The 18,984-nt window shown below is 30.8% G+C and carries 20 protein-coding genes and 1 pseudogene; 18 read left to right on the forward strand and 3 right to left on the reverse strand.

All coding sequences use genetic code 11. From position 1 onward, the window contains the following. Nucleotides 1–275 precede the first annotated feature (275 nt). Nucleotides 276–848: a PadR family transcriptional regulator gene (locus tag K8N75_RS10490; RefSeq protein WP_223792157.1), complete on the forward strand. Its 573-nt coding sequence runs from the start codon at nucleotides 276–278 to the stop codon at nucleotides 846–848. Between the two features lie 77 nt (nucleotides 849–925). Here the strand turns inward: K8N75_RS10490 and K8N75_RS10495 are convergent, their stop codons facing one another. Both K8N75_RS10495 and K8N75_RS10500 read right to left on the reverse strand, forming a co-directional pair. Then, nucleotides 926–1,756, reverse strand: a complete 831-nt coding sequence (locus K8N75_RS10495) for a methanogenesis marker 8 protein (RefSeq protein WP_223792007.1) — start codon at nucleotides 1,754–1,756, stop codon at nucleotides 926–928. Between the two features lie 165 nt (nucleotides 1,757–1,921). Then, nucleotides 1,922–3,022 (reverse strand): annotated as a pseudogene (locus tag K8N75_RS10500) (NAD(P)/FAD-dependent oxidoreductase); the annotation flags it as partial. 438 nt (nucleotides 3,023–3,460) lie between these two features. On the opposite strand from K8N75_RS10500, the gene K8N75_RS10505 reads away from it, so the two are divergent. The 7 genes from K8N75_RS10505 to K8N75_RS10530 all read left to right on the forward strand — a co-directional run bounded on the left by K8N75_RS10505 (nucleotide 3,461) and on the right by K8N75_RS10530 (nucleotide 8,020). Beyond that, entirely contained in the window at nucleotides 3,461–3,619 is a 159-nt protein-coding gene (locus tag K8N75_RS10505) for a flavodoxin family protein (protein WP_223792009.1), read from the forward strand. 196 nt (nucleotides 3,620–3,815) lie between these two features. After that, the gene (locus K8N75_RS10510; RefSeq protein WP_223792010.1) at nucleotides 3,816–4,394 is read left to right on the forward strand and encodes an HXXEE domain-containing protein; all 579 of its coding nucleotides are present in this window, start codon (nucleotides 3,816–3,818) and stop codon (nucleotides 4,392–4,394) included. Between the two features lie 357 nt (nucleotides 4,395–4,751). Then, nucleotides 4,752–4,886, forward strand: a complete 135-nt coding sequence (locus K8N75_RS14140; RefSeq protein WP_255590938.1) for a hypothetical protein — start codon at nucleotides 4,752–4,754, stop codon at nucleotides 4,884–4,886. A 214-nt stretch (nucleotides 4,887–5,100) separates the two neighbouring features. Further along, the gene (locus K8N75_RS10515) at nucleotides 5,101–5,388 is read left to right on the forward strand and encodes a hypothetical protein (protein ID WP_223792011.1); all 288 of its coding nucleotides are present in this window, start codon (nucleotides 5,101–5,103) and stop codon (nucleotides 5,386–5,388) included. 634 nt (nucleotides 5,389–6,022) lie between these two features. Then, nucleotides 6,023–6,613: a ferredoxin:CoB-CoM heterodisulfide reductase subunit HdrC gene (gene hdrC, locus K8N75_RS10520; RefSeq protein ID WP_223792012.1), complete on the forward strand. Its 591-nt coding sequence runs from the start codon at nucleotides 6,023–6,025 to the stop codon at nucleotides 6,611–6,613. Further along, nucleotides 6,610–7,578 carry a ferredoxin:CoB-CoM heterodisulfide reductase subunit HdrB gene (gene hdrB, locus K8N75_RS10525; protein ID WP_223792013.1) on the forward strand — a complete coding sequence of 323 codons (969 nt, stop codon included), beginning with the start codon at nucleotides 6,610–6,612 and terminating at the stop codon, nucleotides 7,576–7,578. Before hdrC ends, hdrB begins: the two co-directional genes overlap by 4 nt. A gap of 142 nt (nucleotides 7,579–7,720) precedes the next feature. After that, the gene (locus K8N75_RS10530) at nucleotides 7,721–8,020 is read left to right on the forward strand and encodes a carboxymuconolactone decarboxylase family protein (RefSeq protein ID WP_223792014.1); all 300 of its coding nucleotides are present in this window, start codon (nucleotides 7,721–7,723) and stop codon (nucleotides 8,018–8,020) included. Between the two features lie 64 nt (nucleotides 8,021–8,084). Here the strand turns inward: K8N75_RS10530 and K8N75_RS10535 are convergent, their stop codons facing one another. After that, nucleotides 8,085–8,927 carry an MBL fold metallo-hydrolase gene (locus tag K8N75_RS10535; RefSeq protein WP_223792015.1) on the reverse strand — a complete coding sequence of 281 codons (843 nt, stop codon included), beginning with the start codon at nucleotides 8,925–8,927 and terminating at the stop codon, nucleotides 8,085–8,087. A 381-nt stretch (nucleotides 8,928–9,308) separates the two neighbouring features. Here K8N75_RS10535 and K8N75_RS10540 point away from each other — a divergent pair, with 381 nt between their 5' ends. The 10 genes from K8N75_RS10540 to K8N75_RS10585 all read left to right on the forward strand — a co-directional run bounded on the left by K8N75_RS10540 (nucleotide 9,309) and on the right by K8N75_RS10585 (nucleotide 18,946). Next, nucleotides 9,309–9,611 (forward strand): hypothetical protein, encoded by a 303-nt coding sequence (locus K8N75_RS10540; RefSeq protein WP_223792016.1) that lies wholly within the window; start codon nucleotides 9,309–9,311, stop codon nucleotides 9,609–9,611. A gap of 31 nt (nucleotides 9,612–9,642) precedes the next feature. Further along, entirely contained in the window at nucleotides 9,643–10,008 is a 366-nt protein-coding gene (locus K8N75_RS10545) for a NifB/NifX family molybdenum-iron cluster-binding protein (RefSeq protein ID WP_223792017.1), read from the forward strand. 66 nt (nucleotides 10,009–10,074) lie between these two features. Further along, nucleotides 10,075–11,301, forward strand: coding sequence for a cation diffusion facilitator family transporter (locus K8N75_RS10550; RefSeq protein ID WP_223792018.1), 1,227 nt, complete (start codon nucleotides 10,075–10,077; stop codon nucleotides 11,299–11,301). Nucleotides 11,302–11,351: 50 nt separating this feature from the next. After that, nucleotides 11,352–11,825 (forward strand): DUF2124 family protein, encoded by a 474-nt coding sequence (locus K8N75_RS10555; protein WP_223792019.1) that lies wholly within the window; start codon nucleotides 11,352–11,354, stop codon nucleotides 11,823–11,825. Nucleotides 11,826–12,130: 305 nt separating this feature from the next. Then, nucleotides 12,131–12,721 (forward strand): DUF134 domain-containing protein, encoded by a 591-nt coding sequence (locus K8N75_RS10560; protein WP_223792020.1) that lies wholly within the window; start codon nucleotides 12,131–12,133, stop codon nucleotides 12,719–12,721. A gap of 59 nt (nucleotides 12,722–12,780) precedes the next feature. Next, nucleotides 12,781–14,373, forward strand: a complete 1,593-nt coding sequence (atwA, locus tag K8N75_RS10565; protein ID WP_223792021.1) for a methyl coenzyme M reductase system, component A2 — start codon at nucleotides 12,781–12,783, stop codon at nucleotides 14,371–14,373. 184 nt (nucleotides 14,374–14,557) lie between these two features. Continuing rightward, on the forward strand, nucleotides 14,558–15,700 hold the full coding sequence (locus K8N75_RS10570; RefSeq protein ID WP_223792022.1) for a hydrogenase large subunit: 1,143 nt from the start codon (nucleotides 14,558–14,560) through the stop codon (nucleotides 15,698–15,700). A gap of 227 nt (nucleotides 15,701–15,927) precedes the next feature. Beyond that, a complete protein-coding gene (locus tag K8N75_RS10575; RefSeq protein ID WP_223792023.1) occupies nucleotides 15,928–17,295 on the forward strand; it encodes a sensor histidine kinase in 1,368 nt (455 codons plus the stop codon). 626 nt (nucleotides 17,296–17,921) lie between these two features. Then, nucleotides 17,922–18,254 carry a hypothetical protein gene (locus tag K8N75_RS10580; RefSeq protein WP_223792024.1) on the forward strand — a complete coding sequence of 111 codons (333 nt, stop codon included), beginning with the start codon at nucleotides 17,922–17,924 and terminating at the stop codon, nucleotides 18,252–18,254. After that, on the forward strand, nucleotides 18,251–18,946 hold the full coding sequence (locus K8N75_RS10585; RefSeq protein ID WP_223792025.1) for a hypothetical protein: 696 nt from the start codon (nucleotides 18,251–18,253) through the stop codon (nucleotides 18,944–18,946). The genes K8N75_RS10580 and K8N75_RS10585 overlap by 4 nt, the downstream gene beginning before the upstream one ends. The last annotated feature ends 38 nt before the right edge of the window (nucleotides 18,947–18,984 follow it).

An 18,984-nucleotide genomic window follows, 5' to 3' on the forward strand; every position in this document is an offset into this window, starting at 1 on the left:
TGGCTTAAATTTTCATTATACATATATTTTTACTAATACATATCAAAAGAAATATAAATTTAAATACTAATATCTACAAGTACTAATATATATTAGTAAATATGAGATGGGTTTTTATAGATAGAAAGGGCTATAAAACATTTTCCAGTGAAAATCTGATATGGAGAATATGTTTAATGATATAAAATACCTGTAATTTATCGAATGGGGTCTAATGGAATAAATAATGAAACTATTTATGATATTTGAAAAAAACTTATAAATAAAACTTATTGGTGGTGATTGAAATACTCTCAAAACTTTCTAATCTTGTACTCGGACTCTTATGGAAAAAATCTTTAAACCCTTATGAGATAACCAAATTAATGGAACGCCCGGGAATTCAGGATTGGTTCCCTATGAATGTTTCTTCTATATATACAACCATTAAAAATTTACATAAAAAAGGTTACATTACCGGTGAAATTCAAGATGAAGGAAATAGAAAAACCATATACACGTTAACTGAAAAAGGTGAAAAAGCGCTTAAAGATTCACTAGAATTAGGTTTGGAATCTTTCAATGTACAGGCAACTCATTTTGGAACATCATTATTTCATATTTGTATCTTGGATAAAGATGAGGCTATAAAATTACTTGAAAAAAGGATTATGGGTTTGGAAGGAATTAAATTTAAAGCTACAGAAAGAGTATCTAAATCCAGTTTGAAACTACCTTTTAACTTTAAAATGATGCAGAAATCCAACATTGAACGAATAAAGACAGAAATAAAAATCACTTCTGAACTCATAGACGAAATAAAAGCTGAAGACCAATGGAATTCTTCATTTATAGATTTTATGCAGTGATTTTTTTGAATTAAAAATAACTAAAGAAACTAACAGTATTTTCATAGATTAAATTAGATATAAATAAAAAATTAGGATTAAATTAATGGTTTAGGTATTTTTGCATGCTTTTTTTCCTTTAAACCACCAATTTTATCTATCCTCAGTTTTAGAAATCTTTTACCTGCCTCTGTTACACCATATATTGGTATTGAAGCTCCGGCCTTGAAACAGTTTTTTTCTCCTCCAATTTCTCTAATATACTTGGATGCACATCCAGTTACGACATCTGCATTATTAAATATTGTTTTTGCATCTTCTTTAGAGATTTGACTCAAATGTGCTGCAAAAATGTAGATCTTGATGCCTTTATTTTCACTTTCAATTTCCCTGAGCTTTGTTGCATCAGAAGCAGAAACAATGGTAACTGCAATTTTTTTGTAGCCCATGTCTATAGCTTTTAATATGCCTTTTATCTGGTCAATTAAAACATTTTCAGGATCGAGAACATTTTCACTTCCAATCTCTTTAATTACATTAGATAAAGGAGATGTACTTAAAAGTCCAGAAACTCTACCTCCTGTTCCCTGAACTATTTCGGGTTCGGTTAATATAACTGTTCCACATCCTTCACACACACTTACAACACTGTCAATTTCTCTTTCCACAATAAGAGTTGTTAGTATTTCTGAAACTCCGAAAGATAAAAAATCCTTCATTCGTATGGTTCTATCCTCTGTGCACATCCCAAAATCTTTTATACGAAACTCTATGTTTTCTTTGATATTTTCGGGTGTAAACTGTTTTATTCCCCTATATTTGTCAAATATTGGGCAGTAATCAATTTTAGGTTCTCCTACCTCAACAACTTTCCCTTCCTTTACTTTAACCCTAGTTTTTCCAAGGGCCTCAATAACATGTTCGTCCATTTTACATTCACCTAGAAATTCACTATATATTTATATGAACAGCATAGAATAAATTAATATCGTTTTTAATTCGTGATATTATAAATTAGGATAACTACAAGATTTTTATATATTTACTTCTTAATAATCTTATTTAGAGCTTAAACTTATAATATGGGAGTTATTTTATTGTTTTAATACGAAAACATTGAAGAGTAGTGTTATAAGATGAGGATAATTCTTTAAAAATTTGAGTATCGAAAGTTTTGATATGGATTCCACGTTTTTACCTTCTAAAAATTCTGCTAGCACATTGAAATCATCGTCTTTGAGGTTTTGAAAAATTTCCTGGTATCTTAGAGAGGTTTCCAAGGTCTTTCCAATGGCTGTTCTCCATTGATCTTCATATTTTTTAAGATATTTTGAGGATGTATCTTCATTTTCTATGGCTTCTACAGCTATTTCTCCGGCTATTCTACCACATTTCACAGTATTTTGTATTCCTGCCCCATTCATTGGATCAACTTGTCCTGCTGCATCTCCAACAATCATTAATCCCGATGAATAAGTTTTTTCCATTGGTCCTGCAAGCGGAACTCCCCCAATATTGAGTTCAACAGGTGTTGCATCGAATTTTTTAATAAACTTATTTAAATGGTAGATAGCTGTCTCCTTTGAATTTATTACTCCTAAACCAATATTTGCAACTCCATCACCCTTGGGGAATATCCATAAATAACCTCCGGGTGCTATTTTTGCTCCGTGATGTATTTGCAGATAATTAGGATCAATATCCATACCAACCATTTCATACTGTGCACATGATGCTATATCTTCTGTTTTATTAACAGTTTTAAGACCAGCCATCCTTGCTATATTTGATTCAAGACCATCTGCAGCTATTACAATATCTGCTTTTATTTCAACAGTTTTTCCAAGATGCTTTGCAACAACTCCACAAACATTACCATCTTTTCTTATAAGTTCTTTAACAGTAGTTTTTACCATTATATCTGTACCAGCTTTAGCTGATTCTATTGCAAGCTGTTTGTCGAAGATTTTTCGCTCTAATACATATCCTTCCATAAACCCATACATGTTATTACCCTTAACTCGGAAGTGCTTGCCACTGGGTGCATAGAAATCCACGCCCTTTATATCGGTACATAAATATTTGGGAGATGGTTCGATTTCAAGGATATTAAATGTTTCATTAGTGGTTGCCTCGGCACACTGTACAGGAGTTCCTATTTCCTGTCTTTTTTCAATCATTAACACATCTAAACCCCCTTTAGATGCAAAAAGTGATTATGTTGAGCCACCTAACCTTCCACCTACAACAACTACATCGTACTTCATATATCAACTTCTCCAATATTTAATAAGAATAATATTTTTGAATAAATAATACATTATTACATGTTTTTTCATAGGTCCCTTTGAATATAAAAGTCCTTAAAATATTATTGAATAAGATTAATTTGTATCGGGATCATAATAAAATTAATTAAAAGTGAGTGGATCATGGTATAATCTGAACATAATGCTTGCTAAAAATTAAGAGTTTGAATATTTAACTTGTTCCCATTAATTATAATTTGATAACTAGTAATATTGAAAAAGGATTTATCAAATAAATAATATTGCAAATTTATAAGATATATTGATTTAATTTATGGAATATGCGAATACAGCTCAAAAAAAAGATAGTAAGGTGGTTAAAAAGTGAAGATATTATTAATCAATGGAAGTCCTAGAAAGACTTGGAATACTTCAACTCTATTAAAAAAAGCCTCTGAAGGAGCTTTGTCTCAAAATGCAGATACAGAAATAATAAACCTCTATGATCTTAACTTTAAAGGTTGTACCAGTTGTTTTTCCTAGTATTTCCACATGACTGCAAGAAGCCTTCAATATGGGGGTGAAATTTGCAAAATAAATGAATTAAAACCAATAACTGGTTGTTTTAATTTATATTATTGATAGATAGATTTGTATAATTAGTATTACAAGTATTATAAGATTAATGGATATATAATAAGATAAAGATGAATTTATTTGGTTTATTAGGAGAAATATGATGAAGAAGTGGCTATATAAAAATTGGGCTAAACTCTGTATTATTCTTTCAATAATAGTCACAATTATAAGTTTATTATATGTTAAAACCGATAATATTATCTTGTTTTTAATATGGATTCAAATTCCAATTTATTTATTACACCAATTTGAAGAGCATTCATGGCCCGGTGGGTTTAAAAGATTTGTTAATAAGGAAATTTTTAATGTTGAAAATGGAGAATATCCATTAAATGATATCATTATCTTCTGGATAAATGTACCGATTATTTGGATTTTAATGCCAATATTTGCAGTATTATCATTTAATAACCTGTTATTTGGTTTGTGGATTCCTATTTTCGCAGTTTTCAATAGTTTAACTCATGTAATTGGTGTGATTGTAAAACGTAAATATAATCCTGGACTTTTTGTGAGTGTTGTATTGGGAATTCCTGTTGCTATCTACACATTATGGCTATTTTACACTCTAATAAACATACCATTGATGGTTACATTATTATCCATAGTTGTGGTACTTTTACTTCATTTAGCCATAATTATTCCTGCTGTAAGAAGATCTAAAATCAACAAAGGATAATTATCTATTTTAATGGATTGGTGAAAACACTATCTTTTAAATTGTTTAATTTTTTATAAAAATATAAAAATTAGTATAATTTATTTATTTTTATTTTAAAGATACTATATTCGTTAATTTAACTAATTAAATACAATTACTCTATGATTAAATTACTCCACTAAAAATATTCATTTTTAACACTCCAATATTTCAAAAAAGAATAATAAAAGAATGACTACACTTTCATCCTTTAATTTTCTTATTTATTCTGCGTCAATCATTTCTCCGTATTCAATTTCTATTTGGCAACCATTGGGGCCGCAGCAGAAATGTTGCAGATATACCTTCACATTTTGAATTGGAGGTAGAACGAATATGACGCCAAAGGATAGATGGAAAGAAGTTGAAATAATATTAAATTCAGCAATTCCTAAAGAAGAAGCATTAATGGTAGTAGATCTCATAAAAGAATCAGTAAGATATGAGATTAATGAGGCACAGAAGAAATAATTAGAAAGTAAACTAAAGTTTGATTTTTACTTTCTTTTTAAATTTTTATTGGATAAATTAAAGCTAAAAATTTATAATATACATATTATTCAGAATTATAGATAATAAAATGGTTTATTTGAAGTACATGTTTAGAATATTTCAAACATATTTTACATATTAATAGATAATTGTTTATTCTATTCAATACAAATTAATATATTGGTGATAATATATGTTATATGTAGCAGAACACACGCATCCAGCAGCAGAATGCCCTATGTTAACGGATGACGGTAAAAATATGATAAAAGAGCTTTTTTCAGAAGAACATATAAAAAGTGCAGGTATTGAAATTGTTGGAGCCTATATGAGCTGTCCTGTTGATGAGAAGGCTTATCATAAAGGATATTTCATTGTGGAAGCACCAGACCCAGAAACAGTAATAAACTTCTTTGGACCCATGAAATTATTAGAACTCAAGGAAGTAAAGCCCTTCAGCGAAATAGCAAAAACATTATAACTAAATTCTTTTATCTTTTTTTATAAATTTTTATTCTAATTTTAGTTCTCCATTTATTTGCCATCTTAATCGGCCGATTACAAATAAATACCGAACTTTATCCTCAACTGTTATCAAGCATCCACTTATGTTTTATTATTTTCACCACTATCTGTTTAGTGGGAATATACGCCTCATGGAAGAGGGGAAATGGTAGAAGTTATCAAGAGGATAAGAGTTGAATCCTATAACGCAAAATAATTAATTTAAGGTAATATTTATTATATTCAAAGTAAAATAGGGTTAATTGATCAATTTGTTGTTCAAAAGTTTTTTGGTAATAAAAAGGATCAAACTCTTTAAATTTTTAATTTCCTCTTGATTCTTTTTAAGTAAGTACTATTTTTCTAGTTACATCCGCTTTAATTCTTTCAGATATTATTTTTACCTATAATTTTAGCTTAGTTTACTAAACGTATGTGTATATCTTCTTTGATTTTTGTAATACTAAATAATATGATAAGATAAATAGGATTTAATTATGTAGAATAACTGGAAGAATATATATTCAAAACTATATATGATGCTTAATTCAAAGGAGAATATTGTATTCTAAATTTTAGTTCAAAATTATGTCAAAGAGGTATATTAACATATGAAAACTATCAAACTGAAAAAAGATCCATTGAAACTTGTAAAAGATGTTTTAAATGATTTAAAAGCATCACCAGATCTTGGAATCTACAAGTGTGTACAATGTGGTATGTGCACATCCGTCTGTCCAGGAGCAAGTCAAACAGAATACGACCCTAGGGATATGATAAGAAGGGTTCTTGAAAACGATGAAACAGTTATAGATGATGAAACTATATGGAACTGCTTTTCATGTTATACCTGTAACAGTGTGTGTCCATCTGGAAACAATGCAAGTGAAGTAAACCAGATTTTAAGACAAATGCGTATTGATAATGGTAATGGGCTTAAAAAAATTGCCACATTCAGTCCATATGGAGACAGTATCATAAAAACTGGAGTCGGATCAATTCCAAATGAATATTTTGAAACTATGATAAACGATGTTGGCCATGATTACATGATTATGAAATTAAATATAGAAAGTATGCGTACAGATCTTGGACTTGTAGATTATATATTACCTAAAGAATCAGTTAATGAAATTGAATCAATACTTGATAATTCAGGATTTAAAAATAGACTTAAAAAAGTAAAGAGATGTAAAAAATGAAAATAACACCAGATAAAGATATACTACTCTTTAAAACCTGTCTAGTGAATGTTGAATATCCAGGTATTGAATCGTCCACACGCTACATATTAGATATGATCGATGTTGAACACATGGTAGATGAAAGACAATCCTGCTGTACAGGGCTTGGACACTATTTTGATCTATTTGACCAGCTATCAACAACCGCAATAGCAGCCAGAAACTTTCAAATAGCATTAAAAACAGGTCATGGTAATATAGTTACAATGTGTGCCACATGCTATGCTATACTCAAAAAATCTGCCAAAATATTGAATCATAATGAAGAAGTCAGGAATAAAGTAAACAAAATATTAGAAAATTCTGATCTTGAAAGAATGGAATACAAAACGGGAGATATGGATCCAAGTAAAAACATATTCCATGTAGCTGAGATTTTTTTTAACAAAAGGGAAGAAATTTCCAAACTTGTTAAATTTGATCTTTCTAATTTAAAGGTTGCAACACACCATGCCTGCCACTACTGCAAGGTATATTACAACGATGCAATGGAAGGTGTAAGGAATCCTAATCTCCTAGACGGACTAGCAGCAGCTGTGGGAGTTGAAACTGTAGGATGGTATGATCATAAAAAAGTAACATGTGGTTCAGGATTCCGCCAGAGATTCACCAACAAAGAAGTTTCTTTAGCAGTTACCGCCGAAAAACTTCAGTCGTTAAAGGAACATGAGGGTGAAATACTTCTACACATGTGCCCAAACTGTCAGATGCAATTTGACCGTTATCAGCCTTACATTGAGGAAAAATTAGATACAAAGTTTAATATATGTCATTTGAATATTGCACAGTTCATTGCACTGGCATTTGGAGCAGATCCTTACAATACTATAGGTATACAGACACACACAGTTCCAATAGAACCACTTCTTAAAAGACTAGAACTCTTCGAAAAAGAAAAAAAAGCAGAAACAGAATTTAAATGATAAAATATCATTAAAACCTATTCCATTCATAAATCATTGAATGAAATTTAATGTTAAAATTATTGACAAAAGAAATAATTTACCACAAAAAATATTAACTTGGATTAAATAATTATCAAAAATATCATACTGGAGTGTATAAATGAAAAAAGAAAAACAAAGACCATATCTTTTCACAGAGGCCGTAAGTGAAGAACTAAATGTTGCATTCAAAAATTTAGCATCAGAGATAATGAAAGACAGTGCATTGTCCTCAAAGGAAAAATCATTAATTGCATTAGCATGTGCCGTGGCAATTAAATGTGAATACTGTGTAAAAGCCCATAAAGAAAATGCCTTGACCGCCGGTGCTACTATGGATGAGATTAAAGAAGCTGCGGCAGTTGCCAGCCAGGTACGTCTTGGATCAGGATTAACCTTTGCATCTTTTGTTCTAGATTAAATATAAATACACTATCAATATTAAAAATTTTTAATATTTTTTATTTTTAAATTTTTTTAGAATATCAAATAGTTATGTGTTTACCAGTATAGAACTGCTCAATACTTTCATTTAATATTGATTGCATAATTTCAAATCCATATTTACCGGTGCAGTGACCTGTGTAAACTTTTTCCACTCCTGCAGACTTTATCCATAGGGATGTATCTTTAATTTCTTCTTTTTTTGCAGTAAAAGATGATATTTCACCAGCTTGGAAATGGAATCCTCCTATTATGTTTTTTATTTCTGCGTCTGGAAATACTTCTTTTGCTTTAATAATTATGTTTCTGATGTCACTGTGACCACATCCAGAAAATAATGTTAGTTCATTATTATTTTTAACTCCCATGAAAAGTTCATGATCAAATTTATCATTTAAGAAATGATTTCCATCCTTTGTAAATAGTATGCGATTAGTTGAAGGTATTGGGAATGTTTTGCTAATGTTGGGTATAATAAAAATTCCATCCAATATTTCTAATGTTCCATCTACAAATTTGAGTCTATCGTTGTAATCATCGATAATCTTTAAATCCATTCCAATAAATTTTTTATTTAAACTTTTTCCCGTGTAATGGCAATTTAATGCCTCTTTTTTAAGATATACTGGTGCATGATCATTTAATTTAAAAAAATCCAATAAACCTCCAGTATGATCATCATGACCATGTGATATAACCACAGCATCTACTTGAGATAGATCTAGATTCAATGATTTAGCATTAGAAATAACTGTACCTTTAGGACCACCGGTATCAAAAAGTATTTTATTACCATTTTTTTCTACCAATAATGATAAACCATGTTCTGTATTAAGTTTTGACCGTGTTTGTTTGGTATTTTCTGAAAGTATAGTTACATCCATTAAATCACCGTGTAGGAAATTTTATGTAAATATTGCATGAAATTATTTTCTTTTGATCCAGATTCTGTATATTATTGATATTACCCAAGTGTTATATAATAGTTTTGAATATATATTCATAACATGTATGTAATATTTGAAATAATATTTTTTTAAGACAGAATTAACTTTCTTAAACTAGAATGTTAGTGGGGATGATAAAAGAATGTTTAATAAATAAAAAGTGGGTACAAACAGATTAGAAGCTTAAGATCAAATATCAAAAAATAAAAAGAAAAATAATGGAAATATAAGGTATTTAAACGGTTTTAAATCTGAATTTAGTAATACAAAGTCAAAAAGTGGCTGATATTAATTTTTGAAGTTTAAAAAGGAGATCTCATGACAGTTGAAAAAAGATATAAATGTAATAAATGCGGATTTGAATGGCACAACCCTAAAAAAGAATATGATAAATGTCCTGATTGTGAATCTGAGGATATAAATAGAATTGGCTTAGAAACTGAATTGCAAAATACCATAACACAACAGGGAGTTGGGAGAGGTCGTGGAGGGAGGGGAGCAGGACCACCAAGGGTATGTAAATGCCACCAATGTGGATATGAAACTCAAAAAACCCAGGGAATGCCATGTAGAAATGATAAATGTCCAGAATGCGGAACTCCACTGTGTGGAAGCGATTAAAATTATGTTTATAATTATGGAGGCATAAAATATGAAAATTTGTATACCCAGTATGGATAATAACGGACTCTTCTCAGAAATATCTGTTCACTTTGGAAAAAGCCCATATTTCACCATTCTAGATGTGAAAGATAATAAGATAGAGGAAATTGAAGTTATAGAAAGTGAAGGAAGGCATGCAGGCGGGAAGAAAACACTTGCAGAGATCATTATTCAATCAAAACCAGATGTTTTGTTATGTGCAAATTTAGGATCAAAGGCATTACAGATGTTCAATAAAGAAGATATAAAAATATATGTCGGAGCCTCAGGAAATGTTAAAAACACCTTTGAAGAATGGAAAAATGATAATTTAAAGCGTGCAGATGAAACAATGGTTTGTAAGGATGGTAATTAAATATAATTCATTTAAAAAAATAGAAGTAGATTATCATAGAAAAATTTTACATAAAATCGTGATTTGATGGGGGAAAATGATTCTATAGGTCTTAAAAAAGGAGAAAGAGCTGCCAAATACTCTACAATTGCTAATTTTTCTCTAGCCATTATTAAAGCAGTTGTAGGTGTTTTATCTGGCAGTATTGCTTTACTAGCAGATGCTGTTCATTCATTCTCGGATATATTTGCTTCACTGGCAGTTTTTATTGGATTGAAACTGTCTCAAAGAAAACCAGATGAGAAGTTTCCTTATGGATATTATAAATTTGAAACATTATCTTCACTTATAATATCAGTTATAATTATTATAAGCGGTATTGAAATAGCAATCGAATCTATAAATGGTATTATAACTCCAAAACCAATTAGCATGCCATTAACAGCTATTGCGGTGGCTTTAATATCGGTTTTTGTTTCTTTTTTCTTAGCTCGTTTAAAAGATAGGGTGGGAAAGGAAATTAATTCCCCCGCACTTATAAATGATGGTAAACACAGTTTTGTGGATATATTCTCTTCATTTATAGTCTTTTTCGGAATTTTATCTGCTTATATTGGCTATCCTATTTTTCAGGGATTTGCTGGTTTTGCAGTGGCTATGCTTATAATATATATTGGTATAAAATTTGGAAAAGAAGCTGTACTTGTTCTGTTGGACGCAAACCTAGATCCAAAGATTGTGGAGAAGATCAAAGAAATAGCAATCAACTTCGAAGGTGTGGAAGGGGCACATGATATTAAAGTTAGGAGATCGGGTCCTTATGTATTTGCTGAACTTCATTTAGAAACAGAAAAAAGACTAACTATACAAAAAGCCAATGAAATTTCTGAAGGTTTAGAAAAAAGAATAAAAAATGTGGTTAATGATTTAGATAATATAATGATAAAAATTGAACCTGAAAATAAATTAGTAGTTAGAATAGCTATTCCTGTTGATAAAGATGAAGGTTTAAATTCTATTATTTCAAAACACTTTGGAAAAGCTCCATATTTCTTAATAACAGATGTTAATAAAGATAATATAAAAAATCTTCAAATAAAGGAGAATCCAGCTGCCACTATTGAACAAAAAAGGGGACTTAAAACTGTTAAATTTCTGAAAAATGAAGAGGTTAATATTGTATTATTTAATGGGAAAATTAATGAGGGACCTTCATATGCACTGTCTGACGAATTAATTTCTGTTGTCAAACCTAATGGGGAAAATTTGAAGGATATGTTATTAAATGCTGCCATAAATGATGATATATTATAATATTATATTTATCATAAAATCAAATAAATTATAATAGTAGGTGGTAAGATATGGAAAAGAAAAGTGGAATAATAGGTTTTACAGGTGCCTTTAGAGATAGTGTAAAAGAAATAGCCGACGGATCTAAAATAGTATTTACGGGTTCAATAGCTGTTTGCACACCTTTTATTGAATTATTGTCCTATGCTATTAGAGATAAAAATTTTGATATGGTTTATGTACCAGTTGCTGATTTGAAAAAGTCCAAAATGATAAATATGCAGGAAAACATTGGTTTCAGTGTTGTAGATGTCCCGGCTGATCCTAAAGGGCCTGACGTGGTTGTTGTAATGGGTGGTCTTGCAATGCCTAAATTTGGATGCTCACCTGAAGATGTTTTAAAGATGATCAAGGAAATTTCAGTGGATCATAAACCCAAAATAATTGGTGTTTGTTTCATGAACATCTTCGAAAGGACTGGATGGACCAAGAAGATATCATACGATGTGTTGATTGATACAAATATGGAAACAACAGTAAGTTAGAAATGGTGAAATTGAAGTATAAATCCTAAATTTAAAGATTCCAAACTTCAATAAAATCATTCTAAATATTTACATTAATTAACTGTTATATGATAATTTTTTAAAATTTAATTTATTTTTGTAAAAATTCAAATAATTAGATTTTACTTACAAGATTTAAGTACATTTCTTGCTCTTTATACAAATAAAATAATAATCTTAGCATATTTTTTTAGAGAATTTAAATGAGTTTTTTTTGATGATAAATTATAGGTCTTTTATGTAAATAAGAAACTTTATATAATAATTTTGAATATATATTCATCATGGTTAGGCCACGAAGATTTAGAAATATATCAGACGAACCACATACGCGTTGTTTTAAACCAGAAAATGAGAATAATGATTCTTTAGAACCTATAAAAATAACTCTGGATGAATTTGAAGCAATAAGGCTTAGAGATTATCATGACATTAAGCAAATTCGATCTGCAGACATAATGGGAATTTCACAACCTACATTTCATCGAATATTAACTTCGGCCCGAAAAAAAATATCTAAGGCTCTAATTGAGGGGAATACAATAATAATTGTGGGAGATGATTTTATAACCGACAAAAAGAGGTACAAATGCAATGTTTGTGGATTTGAATGGCTTAGTAAAGAAAAAGAATATGATCAATGCTTAGACTGCCATTCTAAAGATATTGTAAAATTGGAAGATGAAAATATTATCATAAAAACCGAACCTTCAATCCTAGAGAGAAAAGCTTATGGTGGACAGGGAATGGGAGCAGGCCCGCCAAGAGTCTGTAAATGCCCACAGTGTGGTTATGAATCACCAAAAACTAGGGCTGTTCCATGTAAGAATACAAAATGCCCTAAATGTGAAACTCCACTTTGTGGATCAGAATAACTTCAAAAGATTAATTGAAAATCAAAATTCTCAAAATCAATAAGAAATAGGTGACACAAATGTCTTTCATAGAAATAAAAAACGTATCAAAAACTTTTGATGGAGTTAACGTACTGAAAAATTTGAACATCACAGTGAATGAAGGGACTGTTTTAGGAATACTTGGAAGGAGTGGATCAGGAAAATCAGTCCTTATAAATATGCTTAGGGGTATGAAGGAGTACAAACCAGATAAGGGCCAGATCATCTACAACATTGCAATATGCCCAACATGTTTAAGAGTTGAACCACCTTCAATGGAAGATAAAATATGTAAATGTAGCGGAAAGTTTGAAGTTAAGAGTGTTGACTTCTGGAACACCGATAGAAAAGTCTTTGCAGCCATAAAACGTAGAATTTCCATAATGTTACAGAGAACATTTGCACTCTATGAAGATGACACAGTAATAGACAACGTTATAAAATCTATTACAGGTCATGACGATGAAGAAACCATTTACCTTGCTATAGAAATGTTGGAAATGGCTCAAATGTCCCATAGGATTACTCATATAGCACGTGATCTTAGTGGGGGAGAAAAACAAAGGGTGGTACTTGCAAGGCAAATGGCCAAAGAACCTATGATATTCCTAGCAGACGAACCAACAGGAACTTTAGATCCTAAAACTGCTGAACTAATACATCAGGCCATTATAGATGGAGTTAAAAATAAAGGAAGAACCATGGTGGTTACTTCCCACTGGCCAGAAGTTATGCGCCATCTTTCAGATTATGCTATCTGGCTTGATAAGGGAGAGATCATAGAGGAAGGAGACCCTGAAACAGTAGTGCAGAGCTTTATGAGCCATGTACCACTACCAGAAAAGAAAGTTGAATTTAAAACAGGCGGACCCATTATAAAAATGGAAGAGGTCAAAAAACATTACTACTCCATTGAAAGGGGAGTTGTGAAAGCTGTTGATGGCATAGACCTCACAGTTAATGAAGGAGAAATATATGGAGTTGTAGGTCTCTCCGGAGCAGGTAAAACAACATTGTCCAGGATTTTATTTGGACTTACCGATCCAAGCAGCGGCCAGATCATGGTTAAGCTGGGAGAAGAATGGATTAGCATGACAGAGAAGGGTATTACAGGCAGGGGTCGTGTGAAACCATATCTTGGAATTTTACATCAAGAGTACAGTTTATATCCTCATCAAAGTGTTTTAGGTAACCTTACCGATGCAATTAGCCTTGAACTGCCAGCTGAATTTGCGAAAATAAAGGCACTCTATGTGTTACATGCAGTTGGATTTGATGAAGATTACGCAGCAACAATATTAACAAAATATCCTGAGGAACTAAGTGGTGGAGAACGTCACAGAGTAGCATTGGCCCAGGTATTAATAAAAGAACCCAATGTAGTGATTTTAGATGAACCCACAGGGACCATGGATCCCATAACTAGGATACAGGTTACAGATTCCATAAGGACAGCTAGAGATGAAATGAATCAGACATTCTTGATAATCAGTCATGATATGGATTTTGTACTTGATGTCTGTGACAGAGCTTCAATTATGCGTGGAGGTAAAATCCTTAAAACTGGACTTCCACAAGCAATAGTAGAAGAGTTAACCATTAAAGAAAAGAAAAAAATGCTAAAAAAATGAATTTAAACCCAAACAGATTGTTTCAGTTATACTTTCATTTAATTTCTAAAATTTTTTTTAAAATAGGTGATTAAGAGATGTTTAAAATTTATATTGGTATTATAGCTGTTGTTATTGTTATTGCAGCTGTATTATTAGATCCTGCAAAAAGGATCTAAAAAAAATAATTATGAAGGTGAATTAAATGGAAGAAAAAAAACCCAAAAAAACTGTTATTGAAACTGAAATAACAATGGGACCTGTACATTCTGCAGCTATTGAACCATATAGAGTAAGGTTGTTTGTTGAGGATGAAATAGTTAAAGATGCAGAAATAACTATTGGAATAAACCACAGAGGTATAGAAAGAATAATGGAAGGATTACCTGTTGAGAAAGCCAATAGTTTGACCGAGAAGATATGTGGTATCTGCTCTAACGTCCATATCTGGAACTCTGTATTGGTTGCAGAAAAAGCATTGGAAATAGATGTACCTGAAAGAGCAAGTAACATCAGGATTATAATGGCAGAGCTGGAAAGATTGCACAGTCACATGCTGTATTTGGCCCATGGATGTGAAGTTTTGGGACATGAAACTTTTGCAATGAGAATGTTCTATATACGGGAAACAGTAATGGAACTCCTGAGAATGATAGGTGGAAACCGTGTGCAATATGGTGTTAGTATCATTGGAGGTATAAGACCCAGATGTAATTTAGATGAAATGAGGGTACAGAATATCAAAGAAGGCATGGATTCAGTTGAAACTCAAATAACAGAATTTGCTGATAGATTTGTATCAGATCCCATGATAATGTCTAGGATAACTAATGTGGGAGTACTGCCTCAAAAAAATGCCATAAAACTTGGAACTAGCGGTCCAACATTGCGTGCCACAGGAATTGCAAAGGATCTTAGACAGGATATGAAAGAATATGAGTCATATGAATTTGATATAATTACACAGGATGATGGTGATGTTAAATCAAACCTTTTAGTACGTGTATTTGAAATTTTAGAGGCAGTAAAAATTATAAGACAAGCTATTACACAACTTCCTGAAGGTAAAATAACCAACAGAAACTGGGAAATGTACGATACACCTATTACCAAAAGTTATGTTGAAGCGCCCAGAGGAACTCTTTATCATTCCTATGCAATTGAAGATGGAAGGGTCAGACATTCAATTGTAAGAACTCCATCAATAGCCAATATTGGTGCTATGCAGTATGCGTGTGTTGGCCATCACATCACTGATGCTCAACTATCCATAGTACAATGCGACCCATGTTTCACATGCACAGACCGTGCAATTCAAATAATTCCAATAAAAAAGAACATAGGTTAATTTATTTCTAATAAAAAAACCGGTTATAACCGCTTGAAATTGTTTTTACTATTAAATGAATATTTCATGTAATTCAAAATGTTTTTATTTAGATAGGATAATATTTTTTTAAACAAACACCCTATCTATTTAAATATTTGACAAGTTAAATTTCATATAATTAGTATTCTTGACTTTTTATAATATTTATTTAATTTATAAATATATTCTATAATTTGGATGATAATATGGCGAACAAACTAATTATTGAAAATCAATCATATAAGATAATTACAATATTAGTCCTATTAGCTTTTTGTGTCTTTTTAACATATTATTTCCATTTTGTTCTAGGTACTGGTACTATTTTTACACATATTTTTTATTTTCCCATAATTTTAGCAGCAATCTGGTGGAGAAGTAAAGGTCTAATTGTTCCTATATTTTTATCGATATTGTTAATTGCAAGCTACTTTTTAGCACCTAATTTGAATTATCCGTTATACGAAGATCTTTTTAGAGTATTCATTTTTATGGCTATAGGGATTGTAGTTGCGATTTTAAGCGAAGAAATTTATCAAAAAGATATTAAATTAATTGAAAGTACTGAAAAGTTTAGATCTGTGGCTGTATCAGCTGTGGATGGAATTATAACAACAGATACCGATGGTAAGATAGTTTTTTTCAATAACAGCTTAAAAAATATTTTTGGTTACAGCATTGATGAAATAAAAGGCAAACACGTTGCAATGTTAATGCCTGAAAGATTTAAACTGAAATTTATTGAGAAATTAGAGAGATTTAAAACTACTGGTAGTCATGAATTAGATAGAAGAACGTTTGAATCCATTGGACTTAGAAAAGATGGTGTTGAATTTCCCTTTGAAATATCTATCTCAACATGGGGTTCCAAAGGAGATATATTCACCACTTCTATAATTCGTGATGTCACTGAGCGTAAAATAACAGAAAAACAGCTTAAAAAATCCCTTTATGAAAAAGAAACACTTTTAAAAGAGATTCACCACAGGGTAAAAAATAATCTAATGATCATCTCAAGCCTATTAAACTTACAGTCAAGATACATTAAAGATGAAGAATCGAAAAATATTTTCAAAGAAAGCCAGAACCGTGCAAAGTCCATGGCCCTTATACATGAACGATTATACAGATCAAAGGATTTAAAACGGATAGATTTTGGAGATTATATTAATACATTGGCAGATGACCTTTATCATACATATGTAATTGATACTAATCTCATAGAGCTAAATGTTAACGTGGATGATCTAATGTTAGATATCAATACTTCAATCCCACTAGGATTGATTGTAAATGAATTGGTAACCAACAGTTTAAAACATGCATTTCCAAAGGGTAGAAGTGGAAAAATTGATATAAACTTCCATTTACAAGGTGATACATACCTATTAGAAGTTAAAGATAATGGAATTGGATTTCCCAAAGGTATAGACTATAAAAATTCTGATTCATTAGGATTAAGATTAGTAACAAGCTTAACAGAGCAAATTGATGGTATAATAGAATTCAACAACACATCAGGAACTTCATTTAAAATAATATTTGCCGAAGAAAAATTTGATGAAAATATATAATCTAAAATAACCCATTTAATTCTTATTTTTTATTCCATGATAAATTAATAGTAATTTGAATTATATTCACTGATATACATTTTATTCTTAATAATAAAATTCTAAAATATTTTTACTTGTAACTAGCATAAACATACTCCAATTTTCTTTTTAGATATAATAGCATTATTTACTCGTTTAATACTGATCTCTGTAACTTGGGGATAACTAGGTATAAATTTGGGTGAAAACTAGGAATATTCATTTATATACTACCGAACTATCTATAATATACACCAGTATTGAACATGTGATCAAAAAAAACCAGTCATCAAATGTTGCTATGGTGATAAGCTATATCATATGCTTGCATTTAATAAAACAAAAATATTTCATTACTGGAACGTAAATTCCAGGATTAAATATGAACCAACAAAAAAAATACTTATAGAACACAGTTTACACTATCTATCTGAATTGATTATTAACCCTTAAATAAAAAGTGTCCCAATTTAACCCTCTTCTTCAAATTTATGAAAAATAGAGAAAATTCAGTAAAAATCTAAAATAAGCGGTTTAAATGGATAACTTGGAGTTATTAAAAGAATAACAAAAAATTTCATATAAAGATTACACGGAGATTTACTATGGTTTATGACATAATATGGCCCATAATACCAGTTATAGGAGGTTACTTCTTAACATACAGTCTTTACAGACTAAATTTAATTAAAAAATCAATACACGTTAGTATATGGAATTTAATTATAGGACTGACCTTCATTATATCTGCAGGAGCTGGTTTTTTGCTTCTCATTTTCTTGGATCTTGGTATAAAACTGCCAATCAGCCCTCAATTACTATATGCACACGTTGAAATTGGTTTAACAATGGCCTTGGTTACCATATTCCACTTTCACATATACTGGAAATCTGCTAGAACAATGTTTATCAGTGCCAAAAGGAGGAAAGAAGCATGAAAGCAAGATTAATAACTTCCTTATCATTTATACCCTTCATTGCTGCTATGGCTATGTCAGAATCATGTGCTGTTAGTTGTCCTTATGGTCTTGTAAATGATCCATTCCCTGGTCAATGCCCCCGATATACTGATCTAAGCGGTGATGGATTATGTGATTTTTCTCAGGTTTCTACAACTGTCACCACAGATAATTCCACAACTTCAACAGATACAAGCACGGATAACACGCAAGTAACAAATACCAGTGATCAGGTAAATGGGCATGGAGCAGTTTCTGATCAACAGGTTGATAGTAATGCCAGTACCATTCCAGATTCAAGCAATGGTATTGATAATGGAAGTTTTTATGATGGGTCAGGATACCATGTACTTCCTATTAGCATATTACTAATTGCTGGTTATTTATTCACACACTATCTTTTTACCAAGGGCGTTTTGGATAGAAAAAAACATCGAAGAATTTGGAATATTCTATTAACAACGGGATATTTTGGAATGGGTTCAACAGGAGTTATATTGATATTTTTGGTGAATTTAGGTATAAGAACAGCTTTAAATCCTACCATAACATTCTGGCATGTAGAATTTGCTGTACTCATGACAATAACTACTTTAATACATATCCACTTAAATTGGAAACCATTTAAGAACATCTTCAAAGTACTTTTCAAAAATACATCATTTAATTAGGAAAAAAGTTCTAAGAATTAGAATAATTGAATAATTTT

Origin of the sequence: Methanobacterium spitsbergense, assembly GCF_019931065.1 — an archaeon.
In the GTDB taxonomy this organism is placed as follows: domain Archaea; phylum Methanobacteriota; class Methanobacteria; order Methanobacteriales; family Methanobacteriaceae; genus Methanobacterium_B; species Methanobacterium_B spitsbergense.

Bases quoted from the DNA above. Each gene is read 5' to 3' on its own strand.
- K8N75_RS14140 (WP_255590938.1), top strand. From the start codon at position 4,752: ATGACGCCAAAGGATAGATGGAAAGAAGTTGAAATAATATTAAATTCA.
- hdrB (WP_223792013.1), top strand. From the start codon at position 6,610: ATGAAAATAACACCAGATAAAGATATACTACTCTTTAAAACCTGTCTA.
- K8N75_RS10550 (WP_223792018.1), top strand. From the start codon at position 10,075: ATGGGGGAAAATGATTCTATAGGTCTTAAAAAAGGAGAAAGAGCTGCC.
- K8N75_RS10495 (WP_223792007.1), bottom strand. From the start codon at position 1,756: ATGGACGAACATGTTATTGAGGCCCTTGGAAAAACTAGGGTTAAAGTA.
- K8N75_RS10535 (WP_223792015.1), bottom strand. From the start codon at position 8,927: ATGGATGTAACTATACTTTCAGAAAATACCAAACAAACACGGTCAAAA.
- K8N75_RS10580 (WP_223792024.1), top strand. From the start codon at position 17,922: ATGGTTTATGACATAATATGGCCCATAATACCAGTTATAGGAGGTTAC.
- K8N75_RS10510 (WP_223792010.1), top strand. From the start codon at position 3,816: ATGAAGAAGTGGCTATATAAAAATTGGGCTAAACTCTGTATTATTCTT.
- K8N75_RS10515 (WP_223792011.1), top strand. From the start codon at position 5,101: ATGTTATATGTAGCAGAACACACGCATCCAGCAGCAGAATGCCCTATG.
- K8N75_RS10575 (WP_223792023.1), top strand. From the start codon at position 15,928: ATGGCGAACAAACTAATTATTGAAAATCAATCATATAAGATAATTACA.
- K8N75_RS10530 (WP_223792014.1), top strand. From the start codon at position 7,721: ATGAAAAAAGAAAAACAAAGACCATATCTTTTCACAGAGGCCGTAAGT.
- K8N75_RS10540 (WP_223792016.1), top strand. From the start codon at position 9,309: ATGACAGTTGAAAAAAGATATAAATGTAATAAATGCGGATTTGAATGG.
- K8N75_RS10560 (WP_223792020.1), top strand. From the start codon at position 12,131: ATGGTTAGGCCACGAAGATTTAGAAATATATCAGACGAACCACATACG.
- K8N75_RS10585 (WP_223792025.1), top strand. From the start codon at position 18,251: ATGAAAGCAAGATTAATAACTTCCTTATCATTTATACCCTTCATTGCT.
- K8N75_RS10545 (WP_223792017.1), top strand. From the start codon at position 9,643: ATGAAAATTTGTATACCCAGTATGGATAATAACGGACTCTTCTCAGAA.
- K8N75_RS10555 (WP_223792019.1), top strand. From the start codon at position 11,352: ATGGAAAAGAAAAGTGGAATAATAGGTTTTACAGGTGCCTTTAGAGAT.
- atwA (WP_223792021.1), top strand. From the start codon at position 12,781: ATGTCTTTCATAGAAATAAAAAACGTATCAAAAACTTTTGATGGAGTT.
- hdrC (WP_223792012.1), top strand. From the start codon at position 6,023: ATGAAAACTATCAAACTGAAAAAAGATCCATTGAAACTTGTAAAAGAT.
- K8N75_RS10570 (WP_223792022.1), top strand. From the start codon at position 14,558: ATGGAAGAAAAAAAACCCAAAAAAACTGTTATTGAAACTGAAATAACA.